The sequence below is a fragment of the Planococcus sp. YIM B11945 genome (genome assembly GCF_050864155.1).
GTDB lineage: Bacteria > Bacillota > Bacilli > Bacillales_A > Planococcaceae > Planococcus.
Genome location: NZ_JBOZWR010000004.1, coordinates 506,039 through 528,996, shown reverse-complemented (window position 1 = coordinate 528,996; position 22,958 = coordinate 506,039). Strand labels below are relative to the sequence as shown.

General features: G+C 43.3%; 20 protein-coding genes, 1 pseudogene and 2 riboswitches. Of the genes and pseudogenes, 14 read left to right on the top strand and 7 right to left on the bottom strand.

All coding sequences use genetic code 11. The features are described 5' to 3' along the window. Positions 1–13: 13 nt before the first annotated feature. A complete protein-coding gene (locus ACRRQV_RS10560) occupies positions 14–1,240 on the bottom strand; it encodes an MFS transporter (protein WP_432530513.1) in 1,227 nt (408 codons plus the stop codon). Between the two features lie 164 nt (positions 1,241–1,404). Here ACRRQV_RS10560 and ACRRQV_RS10555 point away from each other — a divergent pair. The 9 genes and pseudogenes from ACRRQV_RS10555 to ACRRQV_RS10515 all read left to right on the top strand — a co-directional run. After that, positions 1,405–1,773 (top strand): annotated as a pseudogene (locus ACRRQV_RS10555) (winged helix-turn-helix transcriptional regulator); the annotation flags it as partial. A 161-nt stretch (positions 1,774–1,934) separates the two neighbouring features. Next, complete coding sequence (locus tag ACRRQV_RS10550) at positions 1,935–2,747, top strand: protein phosphatase 2C domain-containing protein (RefSeq protein ID WP_432530511.1); 813 nt, start codon at positions 1,935–1,937, stop codon at positions 2,745–2,747. A gap of 91 nt (positions 2,748–2,838) precedes the next feature. Beyond that, positions 2,839–2,945, top strand: a riboswitch (SAM riboswitch). Positions 2,946–3,028: 83 nt separating this feature from the next. After that, positions 3,029–3,134, top strand: a riboswitch (SAM riboswitch). Between the two features lie 137 nt (positions 3,135–3,271). After that, positions 3,272–4,198: an ABC transporter permease gene (locus tag ACRRQV_RS10545; RefSeq protein WP_432530509.1), complete on the top strand. Its 927-nt coding sequence runs from the start codon at positions 3,272–3,274 to the stop codon at positions 4,196–4,198. Position 4,199: 1 nt separating this feature from the next. Continuing rightward, complete coding sequence (locus tag ACRRQV_RS10540) at positions 4,200–5,147, top strand: ABC transporter permease (RefSeq protein ID WP_432530507.1); 948 nt, start codon at positions 4,200–4,202, stop codon at positions 5,145–5,147. A 15-nt stretch (positions 5,148–5,162) separates the two neighbouring features. Beyond that, the gene (locus tag ACRRQV_RS10535) at positions 5,163–6,185 is read left to right on the top strand and encodes an ABC transporter ATP-binding protein (RefSeq protein WP_432530801.1); all 1,023 of its coding nucleotides are present in this window, start codon (positions 5,163–5,165) and stop codon (positions 6,183–6,185) included. Continuing rightward, on the top strand, positions 6,178–7,134 hold the full coding sequence (locus ACRRQV_RS10530; protein WP_432530505.1) for an ABC transporter ATP-binding protein: 957 nt from the start codon (positions 6,178–6,180) through the stop codon (positions 7,132–7,134). The genes ACRRQV_RS10535 and ACRRQV_RS10530 overlap by 8 nt, the downstream gene beginning before the upstream one ends. Before the next feature lie 26 nt (positions 7,135–7,160). Beyond that, a complete protein-coding gene (locus tag ACRRQV_RS10525) occupies positions 7,161–8,786 on the top strand; it encodes a peptide ABC transporter substrate-binding protein (RefSeq protein WP_432530503.1) in 1,626 nt (541 codons plus the stop codon). A 17-nt stretch (positions 8,787–8,803) separates the two neighbouring features. Further along, positions 8,804–9,181, top strand: a complete 378-nt coding sequence (locus ACRRQV_RS10520) for a DUF3899 domain-containing protein (RefSeq protein ID WP_432530501.1) — start codon at positions 8,804–8,806, stop codon at positions 9,179–9,181. Next, a complete protein-coding gene (locus tag ACRRQV_RS10515; protein ID WP_432530499.1) occupies positions 9,178–9,690 on the top strand; it encodes a GNAT family N-acetyltransferase in 513 nt (170 codons plus the stop codon). The genes ACRRQV_RS10520 and ACRRQV_RS10515 overlap by 4 nt, the downstream gene beginning before the upstream one ends. 13 nt (positions 9,691–9,703) lie before the next feature. On the opposite strand, the gene ACRRQV_RS10510 is transcribed toward ACRRQV_RS10515, so the two are convergent. Beyond that, positions 9,704–10,291, bottom strand: coding sequence for a histidine phosphatase family protein (locus tag ACRRQV_RS10510; protein WP_432530497.1), 588 nt, complete (start codon positions 10,289–10,291; stop codon positions 9,704–9,706). Positions 10,292–10,404: 113 nt separating this feature from the next. On the opposite strand from ACRRQV_RS10510, the gene ACRRQV_RS10505 reads away from it, so the two are divergent. Next, the gene (locus tag ACRRQV_RS10505; RefSeq protein ID WP_432530799.1) at positions 10,405–10,977 is read left to right on the top strand and encodes a GNAT family N-acetyltransferase; all 573 of its coding nucleotides are present in this window, start codon (positions 10,405–10,407) and stop codon (positions 10,975–10,977) included. Between the two features lie 48 nt (positions 10,978–11,025). Here ACRRQV_RS10505 and ACRRQV_RS10500 read toward each other — a convergent pair whose 3' ends face one another. Both ACRRQV_RS10500 and ACRRQV_RS10495 read right to left on the bottom strand, forming a co-directional pair. Then, on the bottom strand, positions 11,026–12,438 hold the full coding sequence (locus tag ACRRQV_RS10500) for an amino acid transporter (RefSeq protein WP_432530495.1): 1,413 nt from the start codon (positions 12,436–12,438) through the stop codon (positions 11,026–11,028). A 278-nt stretch (positions 12,439–12,716) separates the two neighbouring features. Then, positions 12,717–14,369, bottom strand: coding sequence for a DUF4084 domain-containing protein (locus ACRRQV_RS10495; protein WP_432530493.1), 1,653 nt, complete (start codon positions 14,367–14,369; stop codon positions 12,717–12,719). Between the two features lie 230 nt (positions 14,370–14,599). Between ACRRQV_RS10495 and ACRRQV_RS10490 the strand changes: the two genes are divergently transcribed. Beyond that, a complete protein-coding gene (locus tag ACRRQV_RS10490; RefSeq protein ID WP_432530491.1) occupies positions 14,600–15,460 on the top strand; it encodes an effector binding domain-containing protein in 861 nt (286 codons plus the stop codon). Between the two features lie 76 nt (positions 15,461–15,536). On the opposite strand, the gene ACRRQV_RS10485 is transcribed toward ACRRQV_RS10490, so the two are convergent. Together ACRRQV_RS10485 and ACRRQV_RS10480 are read right to left on the bottom strand one after the other, a co-directional pair. Continuing rightward, a complete protein-coding gene (locus tag ACRRQV_RS10485) occupies positions 15,537–15,734 on the bottom strand; it encodes a DUF5957 family protein (RefSeq protein WP_432530489.1) in 198 nt (65 codons plus the stop codon). Further along, the gene (locus tag ACRRQV_RS10480) at positions 15,731–16,144 is read right to left on the bottom strand and encodes a DUF6220 domain-containing protein (RefSeq protein ID WP_432530487.1); all 414 of its coding nucleotides are present in this window, start codon (positions 16,142–16,144) and stop codon (positions 15,731–15,733) included. The genes ACRRQV_RS10485 and ACRRQV_RS10480 overlap by 4 nt, the downstream gene beginning before the upstream one ends. A 403-nt stretch (positions 16,145–16,547) precedes the next feature. Here ACRRQV_RS10480 and sstT point away from each other — a divergent pair, with 403 nt between their 5' ends. The 3 genes from sstT to ACRRQV_RS10465 all read left to right on the top strand — a co-directional run bounded on the left by sstT (position 16,548) and on the right by ACRRQV_RS10465 (position 21,774). After that, a complete protein-coding gene (sstT, locus tag ACRRQV_RS10475) occupies positions 16,548–17,819 on the top strand; it encodes a serine/threonine transporter SstT (protein WP_432530485.1) in 1,272 nt (423 codons plus the stop codon). Positions 17,820–18,068: 249 nt separating this feature from the next. Further along, the gene (locus ACRRQV_RS10470) at positions 18,069–19,535 is read left to right on the top strand and encodes an MFS transporter (RefSeq protein WP_432530483.1); all 1,467 of its coding nucleotides are present in this window, start codon (positions 18,069–18,071) and stop codon (positions 19,533–19,535) included. Positions 19,536–19,842: 307 nt separating this feature from the next. After that, on the top strand, positions 19,843–21,774 hold the full coding sequence (locus ACRRQV_RS10465; RefSeq protein ID WP_432530797.1) for a fructose-1,6-bisphosphatase: 1,932 nt from the start codon (positions 19,843–19,845) through the stop codon (positions 21,772–21,774). A 103-nt stretch (positions 21,775–21,877) separates the two neighbouring features. Here the strand turns inward: ACRRQV_RS10465 and ACRRQV_RS10460 are convergent, their stop codons facing one another. Next, the gene (locus ACRRQV_RS10460) at positions 21,878–22,933 is read right to left on the bottom strand and encodes a hemolysin family protein (protein ID WP_432530481.1); all 1,056 of its coding nucleotides are present in this window, start codon (positions 22,931–22,933) and stop codon (positions 21,878–21,880) included. Positions 22,934–22,958: the final 25 nt, after the last annotated feature.

Genomic DNA, 22,958 nt, shown 5'->3' with positions numbered 1-22,958 from the left:
AAAATCTATGTTGTTAAATCGCTTCGCTGTTTTGAGCATAGAATTCGGTAGAACCGCTTTTGGGGTCTTTCCGTTCAAGTGCCCGGCTCCATGCGGTTAACAGTACAGCGCCGAATACCATCAAGGCACCTACCCAGGCGGTATGAATAAAACCAAATGAATCTGCGACGGCACCTCCAAGATACGCTCCGATGGCTATTCCGGCATTAAATGCCGCAATGTTGATGGCGGATGCCACATCCACCGCACTTGGAACAAAACGTTCCGCTAGCATCACCACGTAAACTTGCAGACCGGGAACGTTCATGAAAGCAAACAGGCCCATCAGAATAATGGTAAGCAGACCGGCAATTTTGAACGGCGCAGTAAATGTCAATGCCACTAAAATTACGGCTTGGATCAAAAACATGTAAAACAGGGCATTGATCGGATTGCGGTTCGCCAGCTTGCCGCCAATCGTGTTGCCAATGGCAATTGCAATGCCGTAAACAAGCAAAATGAGGGTGACCGTTCCTGCCTGGAAACCCGTCACTTCTTGAAGCAGCGGAGATAAATACGTAAAGACAACGAATGTTCCTCCATACCCTAATGCAGTAGTGATAAAAACCAGCAAAAGCCGGCCATTCGAGACTAATTTAAACTGATCTCGGAACGTGGTGCGAGCCGCTTTTTGAAGATCGGAAGGGACGAGCAGGCTGTTGCCGATAAAAGCTATAATGCCAATTACCACAATTGCGGCAAAAGCAAACCGCCAGCCGAAAAGTTGGCCCAAGAACGTGCCAAACGGGACGCCTGTGACCGTCGCTACCGTAAGACCGGTAAACATGATCGCAATGGCGCTTGCCCGTTTATTAGGAGGCACCAAGTCCGCTGCGATGGTCGCGCCGACGGACATGAAAACCCCATGCGCCAGTGCAGAAACGATGCGTGCAATCAATAATATGCTAACCGAAGCAGCCACCGCTGCAATGGTGTTGCCGATAACAAACACCACCATAATCCAAAGCAGCAGAGATTTGCGCGGCATATTGGATGTTAAGGATGTCAGGATAGGCGCACCGAACATTACTCCTAAAGCGTATAAGGAAACCGTCAATCCTGCGGTTGTTACGGAAATGGATAAATCTTCAGCAATCATGGGCAATAGCCCAACACTGATAAATTCAGTGGTGCCGATGGCAAAAGCACTGAGTGCCAATGCTAAAAGTGCGAAGGTGCTTCTTTTTTTATCTGCAGTCATTTTTTTCTCCTCCTCAATTAAGAAACTTTTCGTTTCATATCTGCCGATAAATGTTAGTATGGATCCTAGTGTTGATAATGAGAAGTACGCACTTTAAAGTGCGATAGATACCTAAGAGTGCTATAGGTACTTTTTAGTGCCCATCAGAATGGAGAGAAACAATGATCAAGCAAAAGAAATACAACATATCGGTAGAAGCGACCTTGGAAGTGATCGGCGGGAAATGGAAGTGCGTAATCCTTTGCCATTTGATGCGCGGAAAAAAGCGGACAAGCGAATTAAAGCGGTTAATGCCAGACATCACCCAAAAGATGTTGACTCAGCAATTGCGGGAACTAGAAGATGACAGCGTGATTAATCGCATCGTCTACAGCCAAGTGCCACCGAAAGTGGAGTATGAGCTAAGCGAGTACGGCGTGAGTTTGGAAAGTATTTTAAACGCCCTTTGCACATGGGGCGATGGCCATATTACCAAAGTTTATGGCGACAAGTTTTCTGTGTTGGAAGAAAGCATTTTAAACGATAATGTTAAATGGAAAGTGGAAAACTCTCCTGTAAGGGGAGTTTTTTTGTGCGGAAAATTGGAGGAAGTTCATCGCTTTTTATCAAGTAGTCCGCAGATTTAGAAAAAGCTTCCATTTCCTGCTAGCGGCAACTATAATTTTTAAAAAGCTCTTAAGGGAGAAGATCCGAAATGGGAAAAAACGAAAAAGCATTCAGTTGGGTGGGAAGCCAAGAGCTTTTTGTGGATCAGGCTGATATTCAACAAATCCATAACATTGTTATAGGACGTTTCGGTGGCAATTCGTCGGCAGGGCAATCCAAAAACGAAGACGGCTGCCTCATTTGGCTGGATGAAGAAAATGACTGGGAATTCGCCATGGTGCTGGACGCCCACAATACAGCTGAAAGCGCTGAGAAAGTAGTGGGCCAGTTTGAACAATATGGAGCGGAAGTGAAAAATCTGTTGAATGAACCGCTTCATTCAGCCTTTTTTCGCAAGTTGGAAGAGCAGGTGCTTGCCATTTTTCAAAGCGAGGAATTCCTGCAAGTTTGCCGGCAGACCCAAGGTGAAACGGCATGCATGATTGTGGTGCGAAAAGGCAAATATGTCTGGTGGTTATCGGTTGGGGATTGCCTGCTGTATTTATTTCATAAAGAACTGGCAGAAATGGGTCAATATGAGTTGAACCAGCGCCATTTTTACGAATGGGTCGGTCAAGTGAACACTTTCGACCAACTAGTTCCTTGTTTTAGCACCGGCACGGCGGAATTGAGAACCGGCAAAAATCAATTGTTTGTGACAACGGATGGCTTAATCGAATGCCCGGGAGAACCGTTTACGGATCCGGAGCAATTAGCCGGAGCATTTGATAGAGCTCCCCATGCGGCAGCTGTGGAGTCGCTGCTGGAAACCATTCAAAAATACAACGTACGGGATAGTACGACGATTGTTTCGTGGCAAGTTGTGGTTAAAGAAAAAGCGACAAGGCCGAGCAATGGATAAAATTATCTTTTGAAAAAAATTAAAAAATTTCATTGACAAATTTTAGTTATAGCAATATAGTTGTCTTTAGCAGAAATTAACTCAATAGTATTTCTTATCCAGAGAGGTGGAGGGACATGGCCCTTTGATACCTCGGCAGCAGATTCTTTAGCAGAACACTGTGCCAATTCCATCAAGCAATTGCTTGAGAGATAAGAAGAGCTGGTCGGTATCGACAGATAATGCCTCTTCTTGTGCTCAAGAAGAGGTTTTTTTATTTTTTCATAAAAAATTTAATACACATCTTATCCAGAGAGGTGGAGGGACATGGCCCTTTGATACCTCGGCAGCGGGTTCTCTAGTAGAATACTGTGCCAATTCCAGCAGAAATCTCTGCGCAGATAAGATAAGTTAACGGTTAAATATGCCTCTCAACTTATCTTAGTTGAGGGGTTTTGTTATGGCAAAAAAATTTATATGGATAACCTACTATTTCTGTTTGGTTAATGGAGTATCTGCTGAAAATGTTGAATGGAGGCTTGTAAGTGTATATCATCAAACGTTTGTTGACCATGGTCGTTACTTTATGGATTATCGCCACTTTGACTTTTGTCATGATGCATTTTATCCCTGGCGATCCTTTTGCCAGCGATGCAAAAATGCTGCCCGAAGAAGTGTTAGAGAATATGCGGGCTAAATACAATTTGGATAAACCGTTAGCGGAACAATATTTATTGTATTTAAAAGACCTTGCGCAATTCGATTTAGGCCCGTCTATCCAATCGAAAACAAGAGATGTAAATACGCTGATTGCAGAAGGCTTTGGACCATCCGCGTTGCTGGGCATTCAATCGCTGGCAATGGCGCTTGTATTAGGAATTGGGTTAGGGGTCATCGCTGCTTTGAACCACAACCGCTTGCTTGATTATTTGTCGATGTTTATCGCGATTGTCGGCATTTCCGTGCCAAGCTTTATTTTAGCACCGTTGTTGATCAAATATTTTGGCGTTGAATGGGGGCTGCTTCCGGTGGCTTCATGGGGAACGTGGCAACACACCATTTTGCCTTCGTTCGCTTTAGCGCTTGGACCATTAGCAATCATTGCGAGGTTTGTCCGAACCAGCATGCTCGAAGTATACAATCAGAATTACATCAAAACCGCTGAAGCTAAAGGGTTGTCCACTTTGTCCATTATCGTCAATCATGGAATTCGAAATGCGATCCTTCCCGTTATTTCTTTTATCGGCCCTTTGTTTGCAGCCATCATTACGGGAACTTTTGTCATCGAAAAAATATTTGCCATCCCCGGTATTGGAAAATACTTTGTAGACAGCATTTTTAATCGGGATTATCCGGTGATTTTGGGCACTACTATTTTTTATAGCGCAATTTTGATTTTTACATTGTTTATCATCGATCTAGCTTATCGATTCGTCGATCCTAGAATCAAACTTACAAGCAGAGGTGAATAAAATGGCAAATGCTTTACCGGAAATAGATGCGTTGTTTCGGCCGGCAGATCCCGCGCAGTTCGACAATAACGCGATTTCACGGCCGGCGTTAAGTTTTTGGAAAGACGCCGTCTTGAAAATACTGAAAAACAAAATGGCGGTGGTCGGCTTTGTTTTACTGGCGGCGATCGGTCTGCTGTCTGTGATCGGTCCTTATCTTGTGCCGTATAGCGCAAGCGAACAGTCATTGACCGAAGGAAATCTTCCGTTGTCCAGTGAACATTGGTTCGGCACCGACGATCTTGGCCGGGATATGTGGGCCAGAATATGGGCAGGAGCCAGAATTTCGCTTGTGATCGGGATTGCAGCGGCACTGATCGACCTGGTGATCGGGATAGCCGTTGGAGGGGTTTCTGGATATATGGCCGGAAGAGGCAAACTTGGGGACCGAATTGACAGCATTTTAATGCGAATCGTTGAGGTTTTGTACGGCATTCCTTATCTGTTGGTGGTCATTTTGCTCATGGTCGTCATGGAGCCCGGATTGGTTACGATGATTATTGCGTTGTCCATCACCGGCTGGGTCGGGATGGCAAGAATTGTGCGAGGCCAGATCCTCCAACTAAAACAGCAGGAATATGTGTTAGCAGCTGAAAAGTTAGGGACTTCACATAGCAAAATCATTGTTAAGCATTTGCTGCCGAATATGATGGGGATTATTATCGTGACGTTGACTTTTACAATTCCTCAAGCTATTTTTGCTGAATCTTTTTTAAGTTTCCTGGGATTGGGTGTGCAAGCGCCGACCGCAAGCTGGGGAACAATGGCAAACGATTCGCTTGGTGTGATTTTAAGCGGGCAATGGTGGAGGCTGTTTTTTCCGGGTCTTATGATTTCATTGACGATGTTTGCCTTTAATGCGTTTGGTGATGGCTTGCAGGACGCGTTGGACCCCCGTTCGAAAAATTAAGGAGGTTTGGTTTTGATGAACCAGCTATTGGAAGTGAACGATTTAAAAGTATCTTTCCGGACATATGGCGGAGAAATTCAGGCTGTAAGAGGCGTTTCTTTCCATGTTGAAGAAGGGGAAACGTTGGCGATTGTTGGAGAAAGCGGATGCGGCAAGAGCGTCACTGCGCAAGCCATCATGGGAATGATCCCTAGGCCGAGTGGAAAAGTGAAAAACGGAGAAATCTTATTCGGCAATCGAGATATTTCCAAACTTTCCCCTGGAAAGCTGCAGCAAGTCCGAGGATCTGAAATTGGCATGATTTTTCAAGACCCGATGACGTCCCTGAATCCGACGATGAAAGTAGGCAGCCAAATTCGAGAAGGCATTATAAAGCACCAAAAACTTCCGAAAAATGAAGCTAAGAAAAAAGCGGTTGAAATGCTGAAGCTCGTGGGCATTCCGGATGCTGAAAAGCGCTATTCGCAGTATCCGCATGAATTCAGCGGAGGGATGCGCCAGCGGGTGGTGATTGCCATTGCACTTGCTTGTGATCCGAAACTGATTATTGCAGATGAACCGACAACTGCCCTTGATGTGACGATACAGGCGCAAATATTGGACTTATTGAAAGACATCCAGAAAAAACGCAATGCTTCTATTATTTTAATCACCCATGATTTGGGTGTAGTAGCTGAAGTGGCTGACCGGGTCGCAGTGATGTATGCCGGAATCATAGTTGAAAGCGGGACGGCTGAAGAAATTTTTGAAAACCCAAAACATCCTTATACATGGGGGCTTCTCAAGTCCGTTCCTAAATTGGATGCGCTTGTAAAAGAACGCCTTATTCCGATTAATGGGACACCGCCTGATTTGTTTGCGCCGCCAGCAGGCTGTCCATTTGCTGCAAGGTGCCCATTTGCCATGGAAGTATGTGTATCCCACATGCCCGAGGCTGAACAGTTTTCGGTGACTCACCAGGCCAAATGCTGGTTAAATGACAAACGGGCGGCAAAAGGCAAAGAGAACATTAAAGAAAGGGAGGAGCAACTTGTCTGAGACTGTATTACAGATTCACGATCTAAAAAAACATTTTAACGCAGGGAAAAACCAAGTGGTTAAATCAGTTGATGGCATTTCTTTTTCCATAAAAAAAGGAGAGACGCTTGGCATTGTAGGAGAAAGCGGAAGCGGAAAATCGACAATCGGCAGAACCATTGTCGGTCTTTATGAAGCAACTGCGGGAAAGGTGGAGTTTGAAGGGAAAGATATTTCGGGGCTGGACCGCAAAGGCAAGCGGGAATTTAACCGCAAAATGCAAATGATCTTCCAAGATCCCCATGCTTCACTCAATCCCCGGATGCGCGTCGGAGACATCATAGCAGAAGGGATCGAAGCTTATGGCTTGGCCAAAGGAAAAGCCAAGCAAGAACGAGTGTTTCATCTGCTGGAAAGAGTGGGTCTCAATCCTGATCATGCTACCCGATTTCCCCATGAATTCAGCGGGGGCCAAAGGCAAAGAATCGGCATAGCAAGAGCGTTGGCAGTGGAGCCTTCCTTCATTGTTGCGGACGAACCGATTTCAGCGCTCGATGTTTCAATCCAGGCGCAAGTAGTGAATTTATTGGAAGATCTGCAAAAAGAAGAAGGCCTCACTTATTTGTTTATCGCCCATGATTTGGCTATGGTCAAACACATCAGCGACCGGATTGGCGTCATGTATTTGGGGAAAATGATGGAATTGGCCGATAGTGAAACACTGTTCCAAGATCCTTTGCATCCATATACGCATGCGCTTCTTTCCGCCATTCCGGTTTCGGAACCAAAATTTAGAAGAACCCGGGATCGAATTGTTCTTGAGGGAGACTTGCCGAGCCCAATCAACCCGCCGGTTGGCTGTCCGTTTCAGGCCCGATGCCCGTCCGCTATGGAACGGTGTGCCGTGGCCATGCCTGATTGGAAAGAAGTAAAAGAAAATCATTGGGTTGCCTGCCATTTGCATTCATAAAATTAGTGGAAAACGGAGGAAAGAAAATGAAAAAACTGTCATTAGCATTTATCGTTCTTTTATTATTGGCCGCAACAGCACTGGCTGGGTGCGGAAAACAAGAAGACGCTTCTGGAGGAGCTGCAGTAAAAGATATTAAACAAGAGATTACTGCGAATCTTGGAGGCGAACCATACACATTGGATCCAGCCTTTGCCTCAGATACCACTTCGTATTGGGTAATCAATCACTTGTATGAAGGCCTGTACACATACGATGAAGAAGGCAAAATCGTTGAAGGCGCCGCCAGCAAAGTCGACGTCTCAGAAGATGGCGCCACGTACACGTTTACAATCCGTGAAGAAGCGGAATGGTCGAATGGAGATCCTTTGACAGCAAAAGACTTTGAGTATTCATGGAAACGAATTTTGAATCCGGAAACAGCAGCTTATGACCCTTCGCAATTTTATTATATTAAAGGCGCTGAAGAATACAATACAGGAAAAGGGAAAGCGGAAGATGTGGCTATTACGGCCAAAGACGACAAAACTCTCGTTGTTGAACTAAATAATCCTGTGAAATTTTTCCCGACGGTTCTTTTGGGGACTGGTTTCTTGCCGGTGAACCAAAAAGTGGCTGAAGCCGATGAAGAATGGGCAGCAGAAGCAGAAGGAATTGTTACCAACGGAGCTTACACAGTTTCAGAATGGCAGCATAACGAGCAATTGACGATTCAAAAAAGCGAAAGTTTTTGGAATGCAGACAAAGTGACCATGAATGCGGTTCACTTTAAAATGGTCGCGGATGCAACAACGGAATACCAAATGTTTAAATCCGGCGAGCTGGATATGGTGACCGCACTGCCGGCAGAAGCTGTGGAACAAGAAAAGAGCAGTGAAGAATACGTTAATTTCCCCTCATTTAGTGTCTACACATACACTTTTAATGTGGAAGAAGAACCGTTTACAAATGCCAAAATCAGAAGAGCATTGTCATTTGCGATTGACCGGGAAGCTTTGACTGGAAATGTACTAAAAGGCGGAGAAAAACCGGCTTACGGCTACTTGCCTTATGGAGTTGAAGCGCCTTCAGGAAAAGATTTTAGAGATGAAGCGCCAGAATACTACGCATTCGATCCTGAAAAAGCGAAGGCGCTATTGGCGGAAGGATTAAAAGAAGAAGGCTGGGACAAGCTTCCCGAGTTCACACTGAAGTACAATTCGGAAGGCAACCACAAGAAAGTAGCGGAAGTGCTGCAGGAAATGTTCAAACAAAACCTTGGCGTGGACGTGAAGATCGAAAATCAGGAATGGAAAACCTACATTGATACGTTCAAGCAAAAAAACTTCCAGTTGGCGCGTATGGGCTGGGTAGGAGACTTTCTTGATCCATACCCGGTATTAAACTTATACAACACGAAAAGTTCAAGCAATTTTACCAACTGGAGCAATAAAGAATTTGATAAGTTGCTGGCTGCATCATTGGTGGAACAAAATGAAGAAAAACGATATGAATTGCTGCATGAAGCAGAAACGGTCTTGATGGAAGAAATGCCGGTCATTCCACTTCTGTTTTCTGCACAAAACGCTCTTATCAGCAAAAAAATTGAAGGGGTTCGTTTGGACGTGTTGACGCAGCCGGATCTTCGGTTTGCTCAAAAGATCGCTGAATAATCAAAGGAGACAAGCCGATGCTGAAACAATATGTTTATTCGATGGGTGCTGTGTGCTTAGGGGTATATTGCTTTGCTTGGTTCCAAGGGGTTCGCCTTGAATCAGTGGAAGATATAAATCTGTTATTCCTTCTGGGCCTGATTGCGTTAATGGCTGGAGCCGGCATATGGGTACTAAAAACAGGGTTTTTTGAATTGTTTTTCCAAGGTTTTAAGACGTTAAAGTGCATGGCGATTAAAAATCCGGCTTTGATGAAACAATTGGATGGCCTTGTTCAATCAGATGTAGCTTTTAGAGATTGGAAACGCAGCTTTACAACCAAAATCGCAACGTATTCTTTAGGTGCTGGCACTGGATTGATCGTATTGTCAGCTGTATTATCTTTTAATAGATGATGGAAACAGACTCGCTAAAAAGTGAGTCTGTTTTTCTATTTTATGAAGCTATTATTAGGAAAAGAGTCCTTAGAAGGGGGCAATATAAAATGCAAGAAATTCAGGCTAAAACCATTTTGAAGGAAATGGCAGAACTGCTGTCCTTTGTCACTCAAAAAAGCAATGAAGAATATGAAAAATACATGGGGTTAAACCAGCGAAAACTTTTTGCGTATAAGCTGGAAAATAAAATAGTCGGCTGCATCGGCATTGAGTTAATAAGTGGAAACCTCTGTGAGATTAAACACATAGTGGTATCTCCTGAAGAAAGGGGCCAGAAAATCGGCAGCCAAATGGTTCAGTTTGTATGCAAACGGTTTAACTTGACTTCTATTTTTGCGGAAACCGATCAAGAAGCAGTTGGATTTTATCAAAAAAGAGGATTTGATGTTGAAAGCTTAGGAGAAAAATATCCCGGGCGCGAACGATTTTTATGCACCTTGCACATAGAAAAAACAAGTCATCTCTAGCAGATGACTTGTTTTATGTAGTGGCAACTAAGTGTTTTGTGCAGTTATAAAGCGTGCAATTCCATCTACTTTCTAAATTCTCGAGAATAGTGATCGATGTGTTGCCCATATGGGTTTCTTCGTAGCGCTCAGGAAGCAGTTTTTTAAAAGTGACACCGATCAATCCTCCGTGGCTGACCAGCAAGATGCGCTTTCCGGGAAAGCTTGACAGCATATCTTCCAACAGTTCCACTCCGCGCTTGGCGGCTGATTCTTGGGTTTCCATGCCAAGGTCCAATTCCCTCCATGTTTCTCCCCATTTTTCAAGGCGCTGTTCCTCAGTGGTGCCTTCGATTTGGCCGCCGCTCATTTCACGGAGCCGCTTGTCAAAAAAGCTGACTGGCACCGTTAAACGCTCTGCAATAATCTCTGCAGTTTCTTTAGCGCGCACCAAATCGCTCGAAACAATCATGTCCCAAGACTCTTCAAATGCCAGCCTTTCGGCAAGAGCCTCAGCTTGCTTTCGGCCTGTTTCATTTAATGGGATATCAGCATTTCCCTGGGCAATGCCGAGCAAGTTCCACTCGGTGATGCCGTGCCGAACCAATCCGATTGTAGTCATAAAAGCCATCTCCTTTTTCTAAACATATAGAAAATAGTAAGTGATTGAAGGATTTATTTCAATGCGCATGGAATATATTAGAAAATAATTATGGAACTTGGGAGGAACAAAATATGCTGAAGACGTCCTCAACAAATAACAATTTGCCTGTTTTGGAAACCGAACGGTTGATTCTTCGGAAACTGAAGATGGAGGATGCGAAAGATATGTTTGAATATGCTTCTGTCGCATCTGTATCCCGTTTTATGCCCTGGGAAGTACATAAATCAGTGGAAGAAACAAAGGGATTTTTATCTTTTATCTTGCAGTCCTATGAACAAAAGAAAAAACTGACGTGGGCGATAGAGCTGAAAAGCGAAGGGAAGATGATTGGAACTATCGATTTTGTCAATTGGATGCCAAAGCGTTTTAAAGCGGAACTTGCGTATGTACTGTCTCATCACTACTGGGGAAACGGTTTTACAGCAGAAGCGGGGAAAGCGCTCTTAGCTTATGGCTTTGGTGATATGGAGCTAAACAAAGTAGAAGCACCGATTATGTTGGATAATGTTCAATCCCGGCGCGTTCTTGAAAAATTGGGGATGAAGTTTGAAGGCATTGCTCGCCAGCATATGATTATTAAAGGTGAATTTGTTGATTTGGCGTTTTATTCTTTATTAAAAAGTGAATATCTTATTGGTAAATAAAAGAACGCCAGCGCTAATTTCAGCGCCGGCGTTCTTTCAATTCGTTTATTATTTCTTATCCGGATTCAAGTTGGAATGTTTTCTCGAATACGCAAAGTAGATGACAAATCCGATCAACAGCCAAATGATGAAGCGGATGATTGTGGCTTGGCCTAATTGGAAAATCAGGAAGCCGCAGAACAAAATAGCCAAGATTGGCACAAGCGGAACTGCCGGGCAGCGGAAAGCGCGAGGCAAGTCCGGTTGTTTTACACGAAGGACGATAACAGCAACTGAAATTAATATAAATGCTGAGAGGGTACCGATGTTTACCAATTTGGCAAGTTCGTCTAAACGGATCAATCCGCCAAGCAAACCTGCAATGATTCCAAAGATCCAAGTTGACTGGTATGGTGTATGAGTTTTCATGCTGACTTTCGAAAAGACTTTTGGCATTAACCCGTCGCGTGACATGGCAAGCATAACACGCGTCTGACCATACAACATGACCAACATAACAGTTGTCATACCTAAAATAGCGCCCAAGTCGATAATTCCGGCAACCCAGTTTTGGCCAGACAATTGTAGCACGAGAGAAATCGGGTGATCGATTGCTTGTGCAAATTGGCCAAAAGGAACAACGCCGGTCATGATGGCGGATACAACCACGTAAAGGAAAGTACAAATCAATAGCGAAAAAATAATGCCGCGCGGCAAGTCGCGCTTAGGGTTTTTGGTTTCTTCAGCAGCTGATGCAACGGCATCAAACCCGATAAATGCAAAGAAAACAAGGGCGGCTGCGGCAAATACGCCATCAAAACCAAATGGTGTAAATGGCTGCCAATTCTCAGGTTTTACATACGTAACGGCAACGGCGATAAAAATAAGGACGACTGAAACTTTTAAAACAACCATTACGTTGTTTACTCGTTTCGATTCTTTAATGCCAAGTGCCAGCAAGAAAGTAATGATCATAATAATAAGAAAGGCCGGAAGATTAAAGTAAGTAGTAGAACCTTCAACTGCTCCAGGAGCGGCTGTTAAAAAGGTAGGGAAATGGATGCCGAAACCTCCTAAAAGCGATTGGAAGTAACCCGACCAACCAACTGAAACTGCACTAACTGCCAATAAATATTCAAGTATTAAATCCCATCCGATGATAAAAGCAACAAATTCGCCAAGCGTGGCGTAAGTATAGGTATAAACGGATCCGGAAACTGGTACAGTCGATGCAAATTCAGCATACGATAGAGCGGCAAAGAAACAAGCAAGTGCTGCAATGATGAAAGATACGGTAAGTGCTGGTCCTGCAGTCAATGCGCCGGTTCCTGTCAAAACAAAAATCCCTGTTCCGATGATGGCCCCGATTCCAAGCATTGTTAAATCAAATGTTCCGAGTTCTTTTGACAATGCACTGCTTTTTGCTGCAGTTGCCTGCATTTGTGGGATGCTGGTTGTTCTGAATAAAGAATTAGTTGCCATTTCTGTTCTCTCCCATGTTCAAAATTTTTCTGGTTGAAATTCCTCACTACCGATGCCATAGTCTGCTATTCCCCTAAATAGCATAGATTACAAAGATAAAGTCCCCTAACAGCTATTCTTTTCCACACTATTTCCAAGTAGAATAACTAACTTCTTTACCTCTATTGCCTGTAATTTCGATAGCATACATCAAAAATAAAAAAATGTATATAAAAAATTTCAACTTCTTGTTGTTTTCTGAAAACTCATATATCCCATGGGTTTAGTAAGGATTTTGATCAGTTAAAAGATGGCTTTTCTTGATCAAATAATCGATAATGCCCTTTGCCATTTTCTTTTACTTGATACATTGCCGTATCCGCTTTTTTCAACAAATCGGCTGGCGTTTTGGCATCGTCTGGATAAAGTGCAATGCCAATGCTCGGGGAACTTCTCACTTCTTTTCCGGAAATGCTATAAGGCTGTGCTAACGAACGAATCACATTTTCGGCTACTTGAATCGCTTCTTCTCTATTGAAAATATCTCTTATTAAAAAAGTGAATTCATCTCCGCCTTGGCGGGCTACCAAATCGTTTTGGCGAATGTTTTTTTTCAAACGGTTGGCGATCATTACGAGCAGCTGGTCTCCTCCGTCATGGCCCAAAGTGTCGTTAATCGCTTTAAAATTATCCATATCCAAGAACATAACAGCAAAAGATTGTTGATGGTTTTCGGCATTTTCGACAGCTTGCTGAAGCAAATCGTTGAATAAGGCACGATTCGCTAATCCGGTCAACGAATCGTGAAAAGCCAAAAATTGGATTCGCTCTTTATTTTTATCCGGTCCATAAAAGACGGGAATGGAAATACCTCCGTTTTCAGCAACATTCGCTAATTTTCCAGCAGGGTTTAAAGTTGACCGGTAGCATCGTTCCGTAACTGCTAATTTTTCTTGCTGAGCCTGAAATTGGCGAAGCAATCGCTGATTTTCACGAAGGATTAAAATTTGCCGAATAATAACAAGCAAAACAGAAATTCCAGAACCTACCGTCACCGCATCCATACCTGTAGAACGTAAACTCATGAATACAAACAGCAACATGACGGTCAAGTAGGGAATAATGAGCTTGAGGAAATTTAATGGCTGAGTTGGAATCGTTTGATTGTGTACAAGGGGCGTTTCTTTGCTTGCTTCTTGAGAAAGAAGGCCGGTAAAGCCGACAAACAAAATGGCTGCAATGAATAACGGATCTACTAAACTTCCAGAAGGGTATTGTTCAATAGAAATAAAATATAAATAAGCAGAATCCGCAAAAATTTGAGTAGTCAGTCCCAAGAAAAGAAAAAATTTAATTTTTTTGGAGAAGTTATCTGGCAGTGCAAAACAAATGGTAACAGCTCCCAGAAAAAGCGCCAGATCGCCAATTGGGTAGGCGACAGAAACAAGCAAAGTGAGAAGGGAAACATTGCCTTGGGCCACAATGGGCTGAATCAGAAAGTGCCAGCTAAAAGTAGACGCTACAGTCATAATAATCAGAACGTCAAAAAGAAACTTGATAAGATGGTGTTTTCTTTTTTCTTTGATAATTCTATAAGTGAACGCAGCCAAATAAAATCCAATAAGGGCTAAGTAAAAAAAGTCATTGGGTCCTGGAAAAGGCACTTCAAGCCGCAAAAAGCTTTCATAAATCATCCAAATGATTTCGGCAAAACAATAGCTGATGGTGCCGAACGCCAAAAGAAACCAAAAAGGCTTTTCGCTTGGCGGCTTTTCTTTAGCGGCTGACAATAGCCAGCAAGTGGCGGCTAAACAGCCAAGAATTGCAAAAATATTGCCGCCCCAGGTTAAAACGACAGTATTTTCCTGCCAAAAAAGGAGCCAGCTATAGTAGAAAATGGTATAAATCAGAATAAAAACAAGCCAACACAAATTTCTTTTTTTCACATCCATAGCTGTAAACTCCTTATTTTCTATTCCATTTGCCATATTAATCTGTGTTTAAACAGGAATATTTTCTTACTTTATCATACTAAATTAAGTGAATAATTGTAATACTTTTAAATTAAACGCCAAAAATTTACTTATCTTAAAAACAAAAGAGATAAACAGGCTGCGTAAAGCACAAAAAGACAGGAAATCAGTCAGTAAAGGCCGTAAGATAAAAATAAGGAGTGAGGTCGATGGGATGGACAGAAGCGTTGCAGCATGCGATTGATTACATGGAAGAAAATTTACTGGAGGTGGTATCTATTGAAGAGATTGCCAAACAAGCAAATTCGTCGGTTTTTCATTTTCAACGGATGTTTACCGTCCTGACAGATATGACGGTTGGTGATTATTTGAGAGGCAGAAGATTGACATTAGCGGCACACGAAATGGTTACTACGGACACCAAAATTATTGACCTGGCGTATAAATATGGCTATGACACTCCAGAAGCGTTTTCAAAAGCTTTTCGCAGGCAGCACGGGGTCACGCCGAGTGAAGCACGAAAAAATATAGGGAACCTGCAGTCATACAACCGCTTGGTCATCCAAGTAAATTTGAAAGGAGCAGAACCGATGAAGTACAAAATTGTAGAAAAAGATGCATTTCGAGTAATAGGGATCAAACGCGCATTCTCCATGAAGACCGAAGAAAACATCCCGGGAATTCCAAAGATGTGGATGGAAGCGAATGCGGATGGCACTAGTGATGCATTAGCCAAGTTAAACAACGGGGAACTGAAAGCATTGCTTGGTGTATGTGCTGATTTTGGCGGTGAACAGACGATGGATTACTGGATTGCGGCAGAACATCAAGGGGAAGTTCCGGAAGAGTTTTTGCAGTTGGAAATCCCTGCCTCCAAATGGGGCGTATTTGAAGTCCATGGCGCCATGCCGCAAGCGATGCCGAAAGTATGGAAACAAATTTTTTCCGAATGGTTTCCATCAAACCCTTACGAACCGGCAGGGACTGCAGAACTGGAAGTGTATCCAGCGGGCGATGCCTACAGCGCAGATTATTATTCGGAAATTTGGATCCCGTTGAAGCAGCAGTAACTAGCAAAAGGGGCTGTCTCATAACTACGTAATATAAAACCGGCAAAGAAAAGAGATGCTTTTCTTTGCCGGTTTTTTATGAGCTTTTTGTGACTTGGGAGTCGATTATGGGCGCCAAGAGGGCGCCGATTGCGGCCGTATAAAAAGGCAGGAATTTAATGCCCATCGGTTCATGGAAGACATACAAGCCAATGACTCCGATAAAACTCGATAAGGCAATGCCAAGGAGAAACCCGCCGATCAATCCAGCGACGATTGCTAAACATGTTCTCATGAATGATTCACTCCTTTCTTGTTAAAAATGAGTTTATTGACTTTATTGACGTTGGCGCAGGAAACTGCTGCCAACAATACGGCAATGACAGGATGTAAGGCACCAATCCAAGGAGAGGCGCCAGCCATATTCGCTGTAAAATACATCGTAAAGATCAAGAAGAACAAGGCGAAGATGTTCCGGTAAGCCCAGCGAGGCATGGAACCGATCAATGCAGATACCAGCAGCAACAGCGGCAAGTTCAAGCCAAACAAATGAATAAACAGCACATGCTTTGCCCAGTTGGCGGGATTCACGAACGTCCCCATGCCGGCCACAAACAATTGGACAAGAACACATGCAGCAAATAGGCAAGCCAGGACAAAATAAATGATTCTTCCAATGCGGATTCTCGTTTTTTGCTTTTCCACTAATGACGCCTCCTAATTAATTAACTTAAAAACAGCATACAAAAGAGTTCTAAACAGACTGTTAGCGAATTCTTAACAAATCCTTAAACGGAAAATAAAAGTCGGTTTCTGTTTGGCAGCTTAACTCGTATTATTATTCCAGGAATAACTTTAGGGGATAAATAGGAGGGGGTGCTGCTTAAAACAGCAGGAACAAAGGACGAAGCAGCAAATCGATAACATCATTCTTCTGGCATAATATTTGATTTTATAAAAAATTTGTTTAATTCTTTCTTCTCTTTGTATAGAATAGGGTTAGATTGAATAATTCCTGCCGTTCAAGGAGGCTAATTGCAAAAAAGAAGTGAATAGCAGGATCTCGGCTATCTTGTAATATTATTGGAAAATAATAGGGGGAATAAATATGAAGCTATTGAAAAAGTGGAACCGGATCAGTCTCGTTAAGCAAATAATGATCGGCTTGGCCGTTGGGATTATCTTGGCTCTTTTAATTCCGGAAGCAGCAAAATCTCTAACCATTTTTGGTTCTTTGTTTGTAGGCGCATTAAAAGCCATCGCTCCTGTATTGGTATTGTTCTTAGTTATGGCGTCAATCGCCCAGCACAAAAAAGGCCAGCAAACGAATATGAAATCCATCATCTTCCTTTACTTGTTAGGAACGTTTTTGGCTGGATTAATCGCTGTTATTGCTAGTTTTATTTTCCCGGTAAGCATGACGCTTACCACAGGCGCCGAAGATTTGACGGCTCCTGGGAATGCCATTGAAGTGATCAAAACCTTGGTATTAAACGTTGTCGACAATCCGGTCAGCGCTTTATACAATGCCAACTACATCGGTATTTTGGCTTGGGCGATTGTCCTTGGGTTGGCACTAAGAAACGCGGCTGATTCAACAAAAGTGTTGATCACGAATTTCTCGGACGCTGTTGCCAAAATGGTCGGCTGGGTCATTAAGTTCGCGCCATTCGGTATCATGGGTCTAGTGATTGAGTCGATTACTTCAAATGGAATTGGATCGTTGGTAAGCTATGGGAAATTGCTGGCTCTGTTGATCGGCTGTATGCTCTTTGTGGCTCTTGTCGTCAATCCGCTTATCGTTTATGTAAACATACGTCAAAACCCGTATCCGCTCGTATTTAAGTGTTTAAGAGAAAGCGGCATAACAGCATTCTTTACCCGAAGTTCTGCAGCCAATATTCCTGTAAACATGACGTTATGCGAAAAGCTCGGTTTGGATAAAGACACGTATTCGGTATCGATTCCACTGGGCGCAACCGTTAATATGGCGGGAGCGGCAGTTACGATTTCTGTTCTGACACTTGCTGCAGTGAATACGCTTGGCATCCAAGTAGACATTCCGACAGCCATTATCCTCAGCGTCTTGGCGGCTGTCTGTGCGTGCGGCGCCTCTGGCGTTGCGGGCGGTTCACTGTTGCTGATTCCTTTAGCGTGCAGCTTGTTTGGAATTCCAGCTGATGTCGCTATGCAAGTAGTTGGCGTTGGCTTCGTTATTGGCGTGTTGCAAGATTCATTTGAAACAGCGCTTAACTCTTCAACAGATGTTCTTTTTACAGCAACAGCTGAATACAAGAAGCGTCTGAAAGAAGGAGAAAAATTAAACATCAAGAAAGCGTTTGATATCAAAAAACCTGCCAAAAATTTAGTGAACAGTTAAATTGGTTAGTTAACCAAAACAAAGTTAAGTTAAATCTTGCAAGTTAGGCTGCTTGATTCCCGGCGACGGGGTCAGGCAGCCTAACTTTTTTTTATGGAATAATATTATTCTCCAATCATAAGAAGGGGGAAATTCCTGTTGGTAATTCCTTTCTAAACAGTAGATGAATAATGATGTTTCAGGGGAAATGGAATTGGGAAATAATAATTATGCGATATTTAACCTGAAAAACCGTGTGGGAGGAAAGAAATGGGAAAACAACAAGATGTACTTGAGAAAAAAGATGTTTCCGTGATGGATAGCGCAATCGCTAAAAAATCAATGTTTGGGACATCTGTCGGAAACGCCATGGAATGGTTTGATTTTGGTATTTATTCTTTCCTTGCCGTAATTATCGGAAAAGTTTTTTTTCCTGAAATCGATCCAGCTTTTCAATTAATATATGCTTTTGCTACTTTTGCCGTCGCGTTTATCGCTCGTCCTATCGGCGGAATGTTCTTTGGGATGCTCGGAGACCGCATCGGCCGCAAAAGCGTGTTGGCCATCACGATGATTTTGATGTCGGTTGCTACGCTCAGCATTGGATTAATTCCGAGTTTTGCATCAATCGGGATTACTGCACAAATCTTATTGCTGACAGCTCGGCTCGTCCAAGGCTTTTCAACGGGCGGGGAATATGCAGGCGCGATGACGTACCTTGCGGAAACGACTCCTGATAAAAAACGCAGCTTCATGACAAGCGGCTTGGAGGTAGGAACACTGGTCGGCTTTATTGCCGGCGCCGGTCTTGTAACTGCTCTTACATATATGCTTGGAAGTGAAACAATGGCCGCGTGGGGCTGGAGAATTCCATTCTTTGTTGCTGCGCCACTAGGGATTATCGGCTTTTATTTCCGTAATCATTTGGATGAGACGCCTGCATTTGAAGCGATGAATCAAACAATAGAAGAAAGAAAAGAAAATTCGTCGTTAAAAGAAATTTTTACAGGGCATTGGAAGGCATTATTGGTGTGTACGGCTATCGTTATTTTTTATAATGTCATGAGCTATTCTGTCTTAACCTATATGCCTTCTTATATGTCAGAAGAACTTGGCTATAGCGATGAAAAAGGGCTTTTGCTGCTTGTACTCGTAATGATTGCCATGATTCCAATGGTGTTGACAATGGGCCGTTTGAGTGACCGATTTGGCCGGAACCGTATATTAAAAGCGGGCTTGATCGGTACGATTGTGCTGAGCATTCCTGCATTTATGCTGGTTCGTTCGGGCGATACCGTTTCTACATTTTTGGGGTTGCTGATTCTGGGGGCGCTCTTGTCCACGATGCAAGGGTCCTTGCCAGCTACGCTGCCCTCACTGTTTTATACAAAAGTCCGTTATGGCGGCCTGGCCATCACGTATAACACGGCGACGTCGCTCTTTGGAGGAACAACTCCACTTCTTGTTGCCTGGATGGTGAGCGCAACCAATAATACTATGATGCCTGCCTATTACTTGATAGGGATGTGCGTATTCGGAATTGTGGTCGTTACCTTGTTTGTTAAAGAAACTGCAGGTAAATCACTTCGCGGTTCGGCTCCAGTTGTTGAACATGCAAGCGAAATCAAAGACGTCCTAAAAAATCCGGAAAAAGCCTATTGGTGGCATGATGAATTAAAATCAACAGGAAAAGGCAACCTTAAAGGCTTGCTAACGAGCATAGTGCAAAAAAATTAATGAATAAAAGCTTACTCAGCGGATGGTTAGATTAAATCAGCTGAGTAAGCTTTTTTGTTTATTTTCCTTATACAGCAGGCTGAATTTCTTTAGATAATCCCCATGTAGGGGTTAATTCCTATCCATAACCCCAAACTTTTTAATAATTTTGCATGGAGACTGTCGAATTTCACTAGAGCCTCCATGACATCTGCTATACACTAAAGCTATAGAGAAAATTTCTTTTGGTGAATGGGGTGTGGCGGTTTCATTCAATTGAAATGCTTTCCTTGATCGGAAGTTACAGTATGAAGGGGGATAAACAATGTTGAATTTAAAGTATTTGGATTTATTGGCACAGAAATACGACAGCGAAGAAAAAGTAGCCACTGAAATCATTAATCTTGAAGCCATTCTTGATCTGCCTAAAGGAACGGAACATTTTGTCAGCGACTTGCATGGCGAGTATCAAGCGTTTCAACACGTGCTGCGAAACGGATCCGGAAATGTGAAAGTGAAAATTCGCGACCTGTTCAAAAATGAATTGCAGGAAAAAGAACTCAATGAGTTTGCGACGTTGGTTTATTATCCAGAAGAAAAATTGAAGTTGATCAAAAGCCAGTTCAGCACCAAGAAGGAATTGCAAGACTGGTATATAGAGATGATTGAGCGCATGCTGAAACTTGTCTCTTATGCGTCATCAAAATACACCCGTTCGAAATTGCGGAAAGCGCTGCCAAAACAATTTGTCTACATCATTGAAGAGCTTCTCTACAAAACGGATGAGTTTAAAAACAAGAAGGACTATTACGCCAAAATAAGCGAACGGCTTATTTCGCTTGGCCAAGCCGATAAACTGATTATCGGGCTTGCCTACACTACGCAGCGATTGGTCGTGGACCATGTACATGTAGTGGGAGATATTTACGATCGTGGACCCGATCCACATAAAATTGTCGATACGCTCATCAATTACCATTCCGTCGACATTCAATGGGGCAACCATGATGTTCTTTGGCTGGGTGCTTTTGCCGGATCTAAAGTTTGTTTGGCAAATATTGTCCGGATATGCGCACGCTACAATAATTTAGACATTATTGAAGACGTCTACGGGATCAACTTGCGTCCGCTTTTGAATTTGGCGGAAAAATACTATGACGACAATCCTGTGTTCCGCCCGAAACGAATTTCCGAGGAGACCCTGACTGAGCAGGAACAACTGCAAATCACGAAAATTCACCAAGCCATTTCCGTCATCCAATTTAAACTGGAAAGCCCGATCATCAAACGGCGCCCGTGCTTTAAAATGGAGGACAGGCTGTTGCTGGAGAAAGTCGATTACGATAAAAACGAAGCGACCATTCACGGAAAAACCTATCCGCTTGAAAACGTTTGTTTTGCAACGATCAACCCGGATCAGCCGGATGAATTGTTGGAAGAAGAACAGCAAGTGATCGACAAACTGCTGTTTTCGGTCCAGCATTCCGAAAAACTGGCCAGACACATGAATTTCCTCATGAAAAAAGGAAGCCTTTACTTGAAATATAACGGAAACTTGCTGATTCATGGCTGCATTCCGCTAGAAGAAAACGGCGATATGAAAAAAATGGAGATTGAAGGGAAAGACTATGCCGGCCGTGAGCTGCTGGATGTTTTTGAAAGCTACGTCCGCTATGCCTTTGCCCACCCGGAAGAAACCGATGATTTTGCAACCGATATGGTGTGGTATTTATGGACAGGAGAAAATTCTTCCCTTTTTGGAAAACGGGAAATGACCACGTTCGAGCGTTATTTTATTAAAGATAAAGCAACACACAAAGAACGGAAAAATCCTTACTACTATTTGCGCGAAGACGAAGAAGTCTGCCGCAAAATGCTTGCTGAATTTGATTTGAATCCCGATACGGGACGTATTATCAATGGACATACGCCGGTAAAAGAAATTAATGGTGAAAATCCGATCAAAGCGAACGGGAAAATGATCGTCATCGACGGCGGGTTCTCAAAAGCCTATCAATCTACGACGGGAATCGCCGGCTACACGCTCTTATATAATTCCTATGGCATGCAGCTTGTTGCCCATCAGCGGTTTAATTCAAAGGAAGACGTTTTGAGCAAAGAAACTGATGTATTGTCAGTCAAACGCTTGGTGGACGAAGAGTTGGAGCGGAAAAAGGTAAGAGAAACGAATATCGGCGAAGTGCTATTGCAGGAAATCACAAGTTTGAACAGCTTGAGAAAGCATCGCTACATGAAATAAGTTTTCTTGGTTAAGCGTGACCGGGAAAGAGAATCACCTCCATTTAAAAAGAAGAGAATGCCAAATTTGGCTTCTCTTCTTTTGCTTTTTATTAACTTGCCGATTAAGTAAGATCTGTTTCAAAAGATTCATCGCTGATTTCACCGACGATTTCCTCTAAAATATCCTCCATGGTGACAAGGCCCGCTGTCTGGCCATCTTGTGCAGTTACTATGGCCATGTGAATCCGGCTTTGCTGCATTTTGGTTAGCACTTTTTGAATCGGGGTGGTTTCCGGAAAACTCGGCATTTTGTGGAGGAACGACTCTGGCTCCTGCGTTCTTCCCACTGCCATGCTAGTCAGCATCTCTTTTGTATTAATAAAACCGAGAAGCCGATCTTTGTTCCCGCCTTCAGCGACAGGATAGCGGGTAAAGTTGTATTCATCAAGCGCATTAAAAAACTCAGTGCGGGTTAAGTTGTTATCCAGGGCAATAATTTTGTCTCGAGGAATCATGATGCTTTTAACGATCCGCTCATCAAAATCAAAAATATTTTTTAAGTACGTCAACTCGGTTTGATTGATCTCACCGCTTTTATAACTTTCCGCCATGATTAGCTTTAGTTCTTCTGCCGAATGAGCTTCCTCATGCCCGGCCGGTTCCACTTTAAAAAGTTTTAAGAACAAGCGGGCAGAACCGTTCATCAGCCAGATAAACGGATTCATCACTTTCCCGAACCAGTAGAGCGGGGGTGCCAGCCACAATGTCATTTTTTCGGCATACTGGATTGCCAAGGTCTTTGGGGCCAATTCTCCGATTACCACGTGGAGGAACGTCACGATGCCCAAGGCAATGGCATAAGATAATGCCGTTGCCACGGCTTCAGGTACGGCAAAATATTCAAATGCCGGATGCAGTATCTTTTCCACTGTCGGTTCCCCTAATGCCCCGAGAATCAAGGCGGTTACAGTAATCCCAAGCTGACAGGCAGACAAGTAGTAATCCAGTTCATTCGCCACTTCTTTAGCGCGTATGGCTTTTTTATTGCCTTCTGAAATGAGTTGGTCGATTCTGGACATGCGCACTTTTAAGATGGCAAATTCAGCGCCGACGAAGAATGCAGTCGCAAGGATCATTAACGCGACGAGCAGTAAGTTGATAATTATTTGTCCATCCAATATGGGTTCCCCCGAAATGGGGGAT

Excerpts from the sequence above, each read along its gene's own strand:
- ACRRQV_RS10560 (WP_432530513.1), bottom strand. The coding sequence starts at position 1,240 with ATGACTGCAGATAAAAAAAGAAGCACCTTCGCACTTTTAGCATTGGCA.
- ACRRQV_RS10550 (WP_432530511.1), top strand. The coding sequence starts at position 1,935 with ATGGGAAAAAACGAAAAAGCATTCAGTTGGGTGGGAAGCCAAGAGCTT.
- ACRRQV_RS10540 (WP_432530507.1), top strand. The coding sequence starts at position 4,200 with ATGGCAAATGCTTTACCGGAAATAGATGCGTTGTTTCGGCCGGCAGAT.
- ACRRQV_RS10535 (WP_432530801.1), top strand. The coding sequence starts at position 5,163 with ATGAACCAGCTATTGGAAGTGAACGATTTAAAAGTATCTTTCCGGACA.
- ACRRQV_RS10525 (WP_432530503.1), top strand. The coding sequence starts at position 7,161 with ATGAAAAAACTGTCATTAGCATTTATCGTTCTTTTATTATTGGCCGCA.
- ACRRQV_RS10520 (WP_432530501.1), top strand. The coding sequence starts at position 8,804 with ATGCTGAAACAATATGTTTATTCGATGGGTGCTGTGTGCTTAGGGGTA.
- ACRRQV_RS10515 (WP_432530499.1), top strand. The coding sequence starts at position 9,178 with ATGATGGAAACAGACTCGCTAAAAAGTGAGTCTGTTTTTCTATTTTAT.
- ACRRQV_RS10510 (WP_432530497.1), bottom strand. The coding sequence starts at position 10,291 with ATGACTACAATCGGATTGGTTCGGCACGGCATCACCGAGTGGAACTTG.
- ACRRQV_RS10505 (WP_432530799.1), top strand. The coding sequence starts at position 10,405 with ATGCTGAAGACGTCCTCAACAAATAACAATTTGCCTGTTTTGGAAACC.
- ACRRQV_RS10500 (WP_432530495.1), bottom strand. The coding sequence starts at position 12,438 with ATGGCAACTAATTCTTTATTCAGAACAACCAGCATCCCACAAATGCAG.
- ACRRQV_RS10495 (WP_432530493.1), bottom strand. The coding sequence starts at position 14,369 with ATGGATGTGAAAAAAAGAAATTTGTGTTGGCTTGTTTTTATTCTGATT.
- ACRRQV_RS10490 (WP_432530491.1), top strand. The coding sequence starts at position 14,600 with ATGGGATGGACAGAAGCGTTGCAGCATGCGATTGATTACATGGAAGAA.
- ACRRQV_RS10485 (WP_432530489.1), bottom strand. The coding sequence starts at position 15,734 with ATGAGAACATGTTTAGCAATCGTCGCTGGATTGATCGGCGGGTTTCTC.
- sstT (WP_432530485.1), top strand. The coding sequence starts at position 16,548 with ATGAAGCTATTGAAAAAGTGGAACCGGATCAGTCTCGTTAAGCAAATA.
- ACRRQV_RS10470 (WP_432530483.1), top strand. The coding sequence starts at position 18,069 with ATGGGAAAACAACAAGATGTACTTGAGAAAAAAGATGTTTCCGTGATG.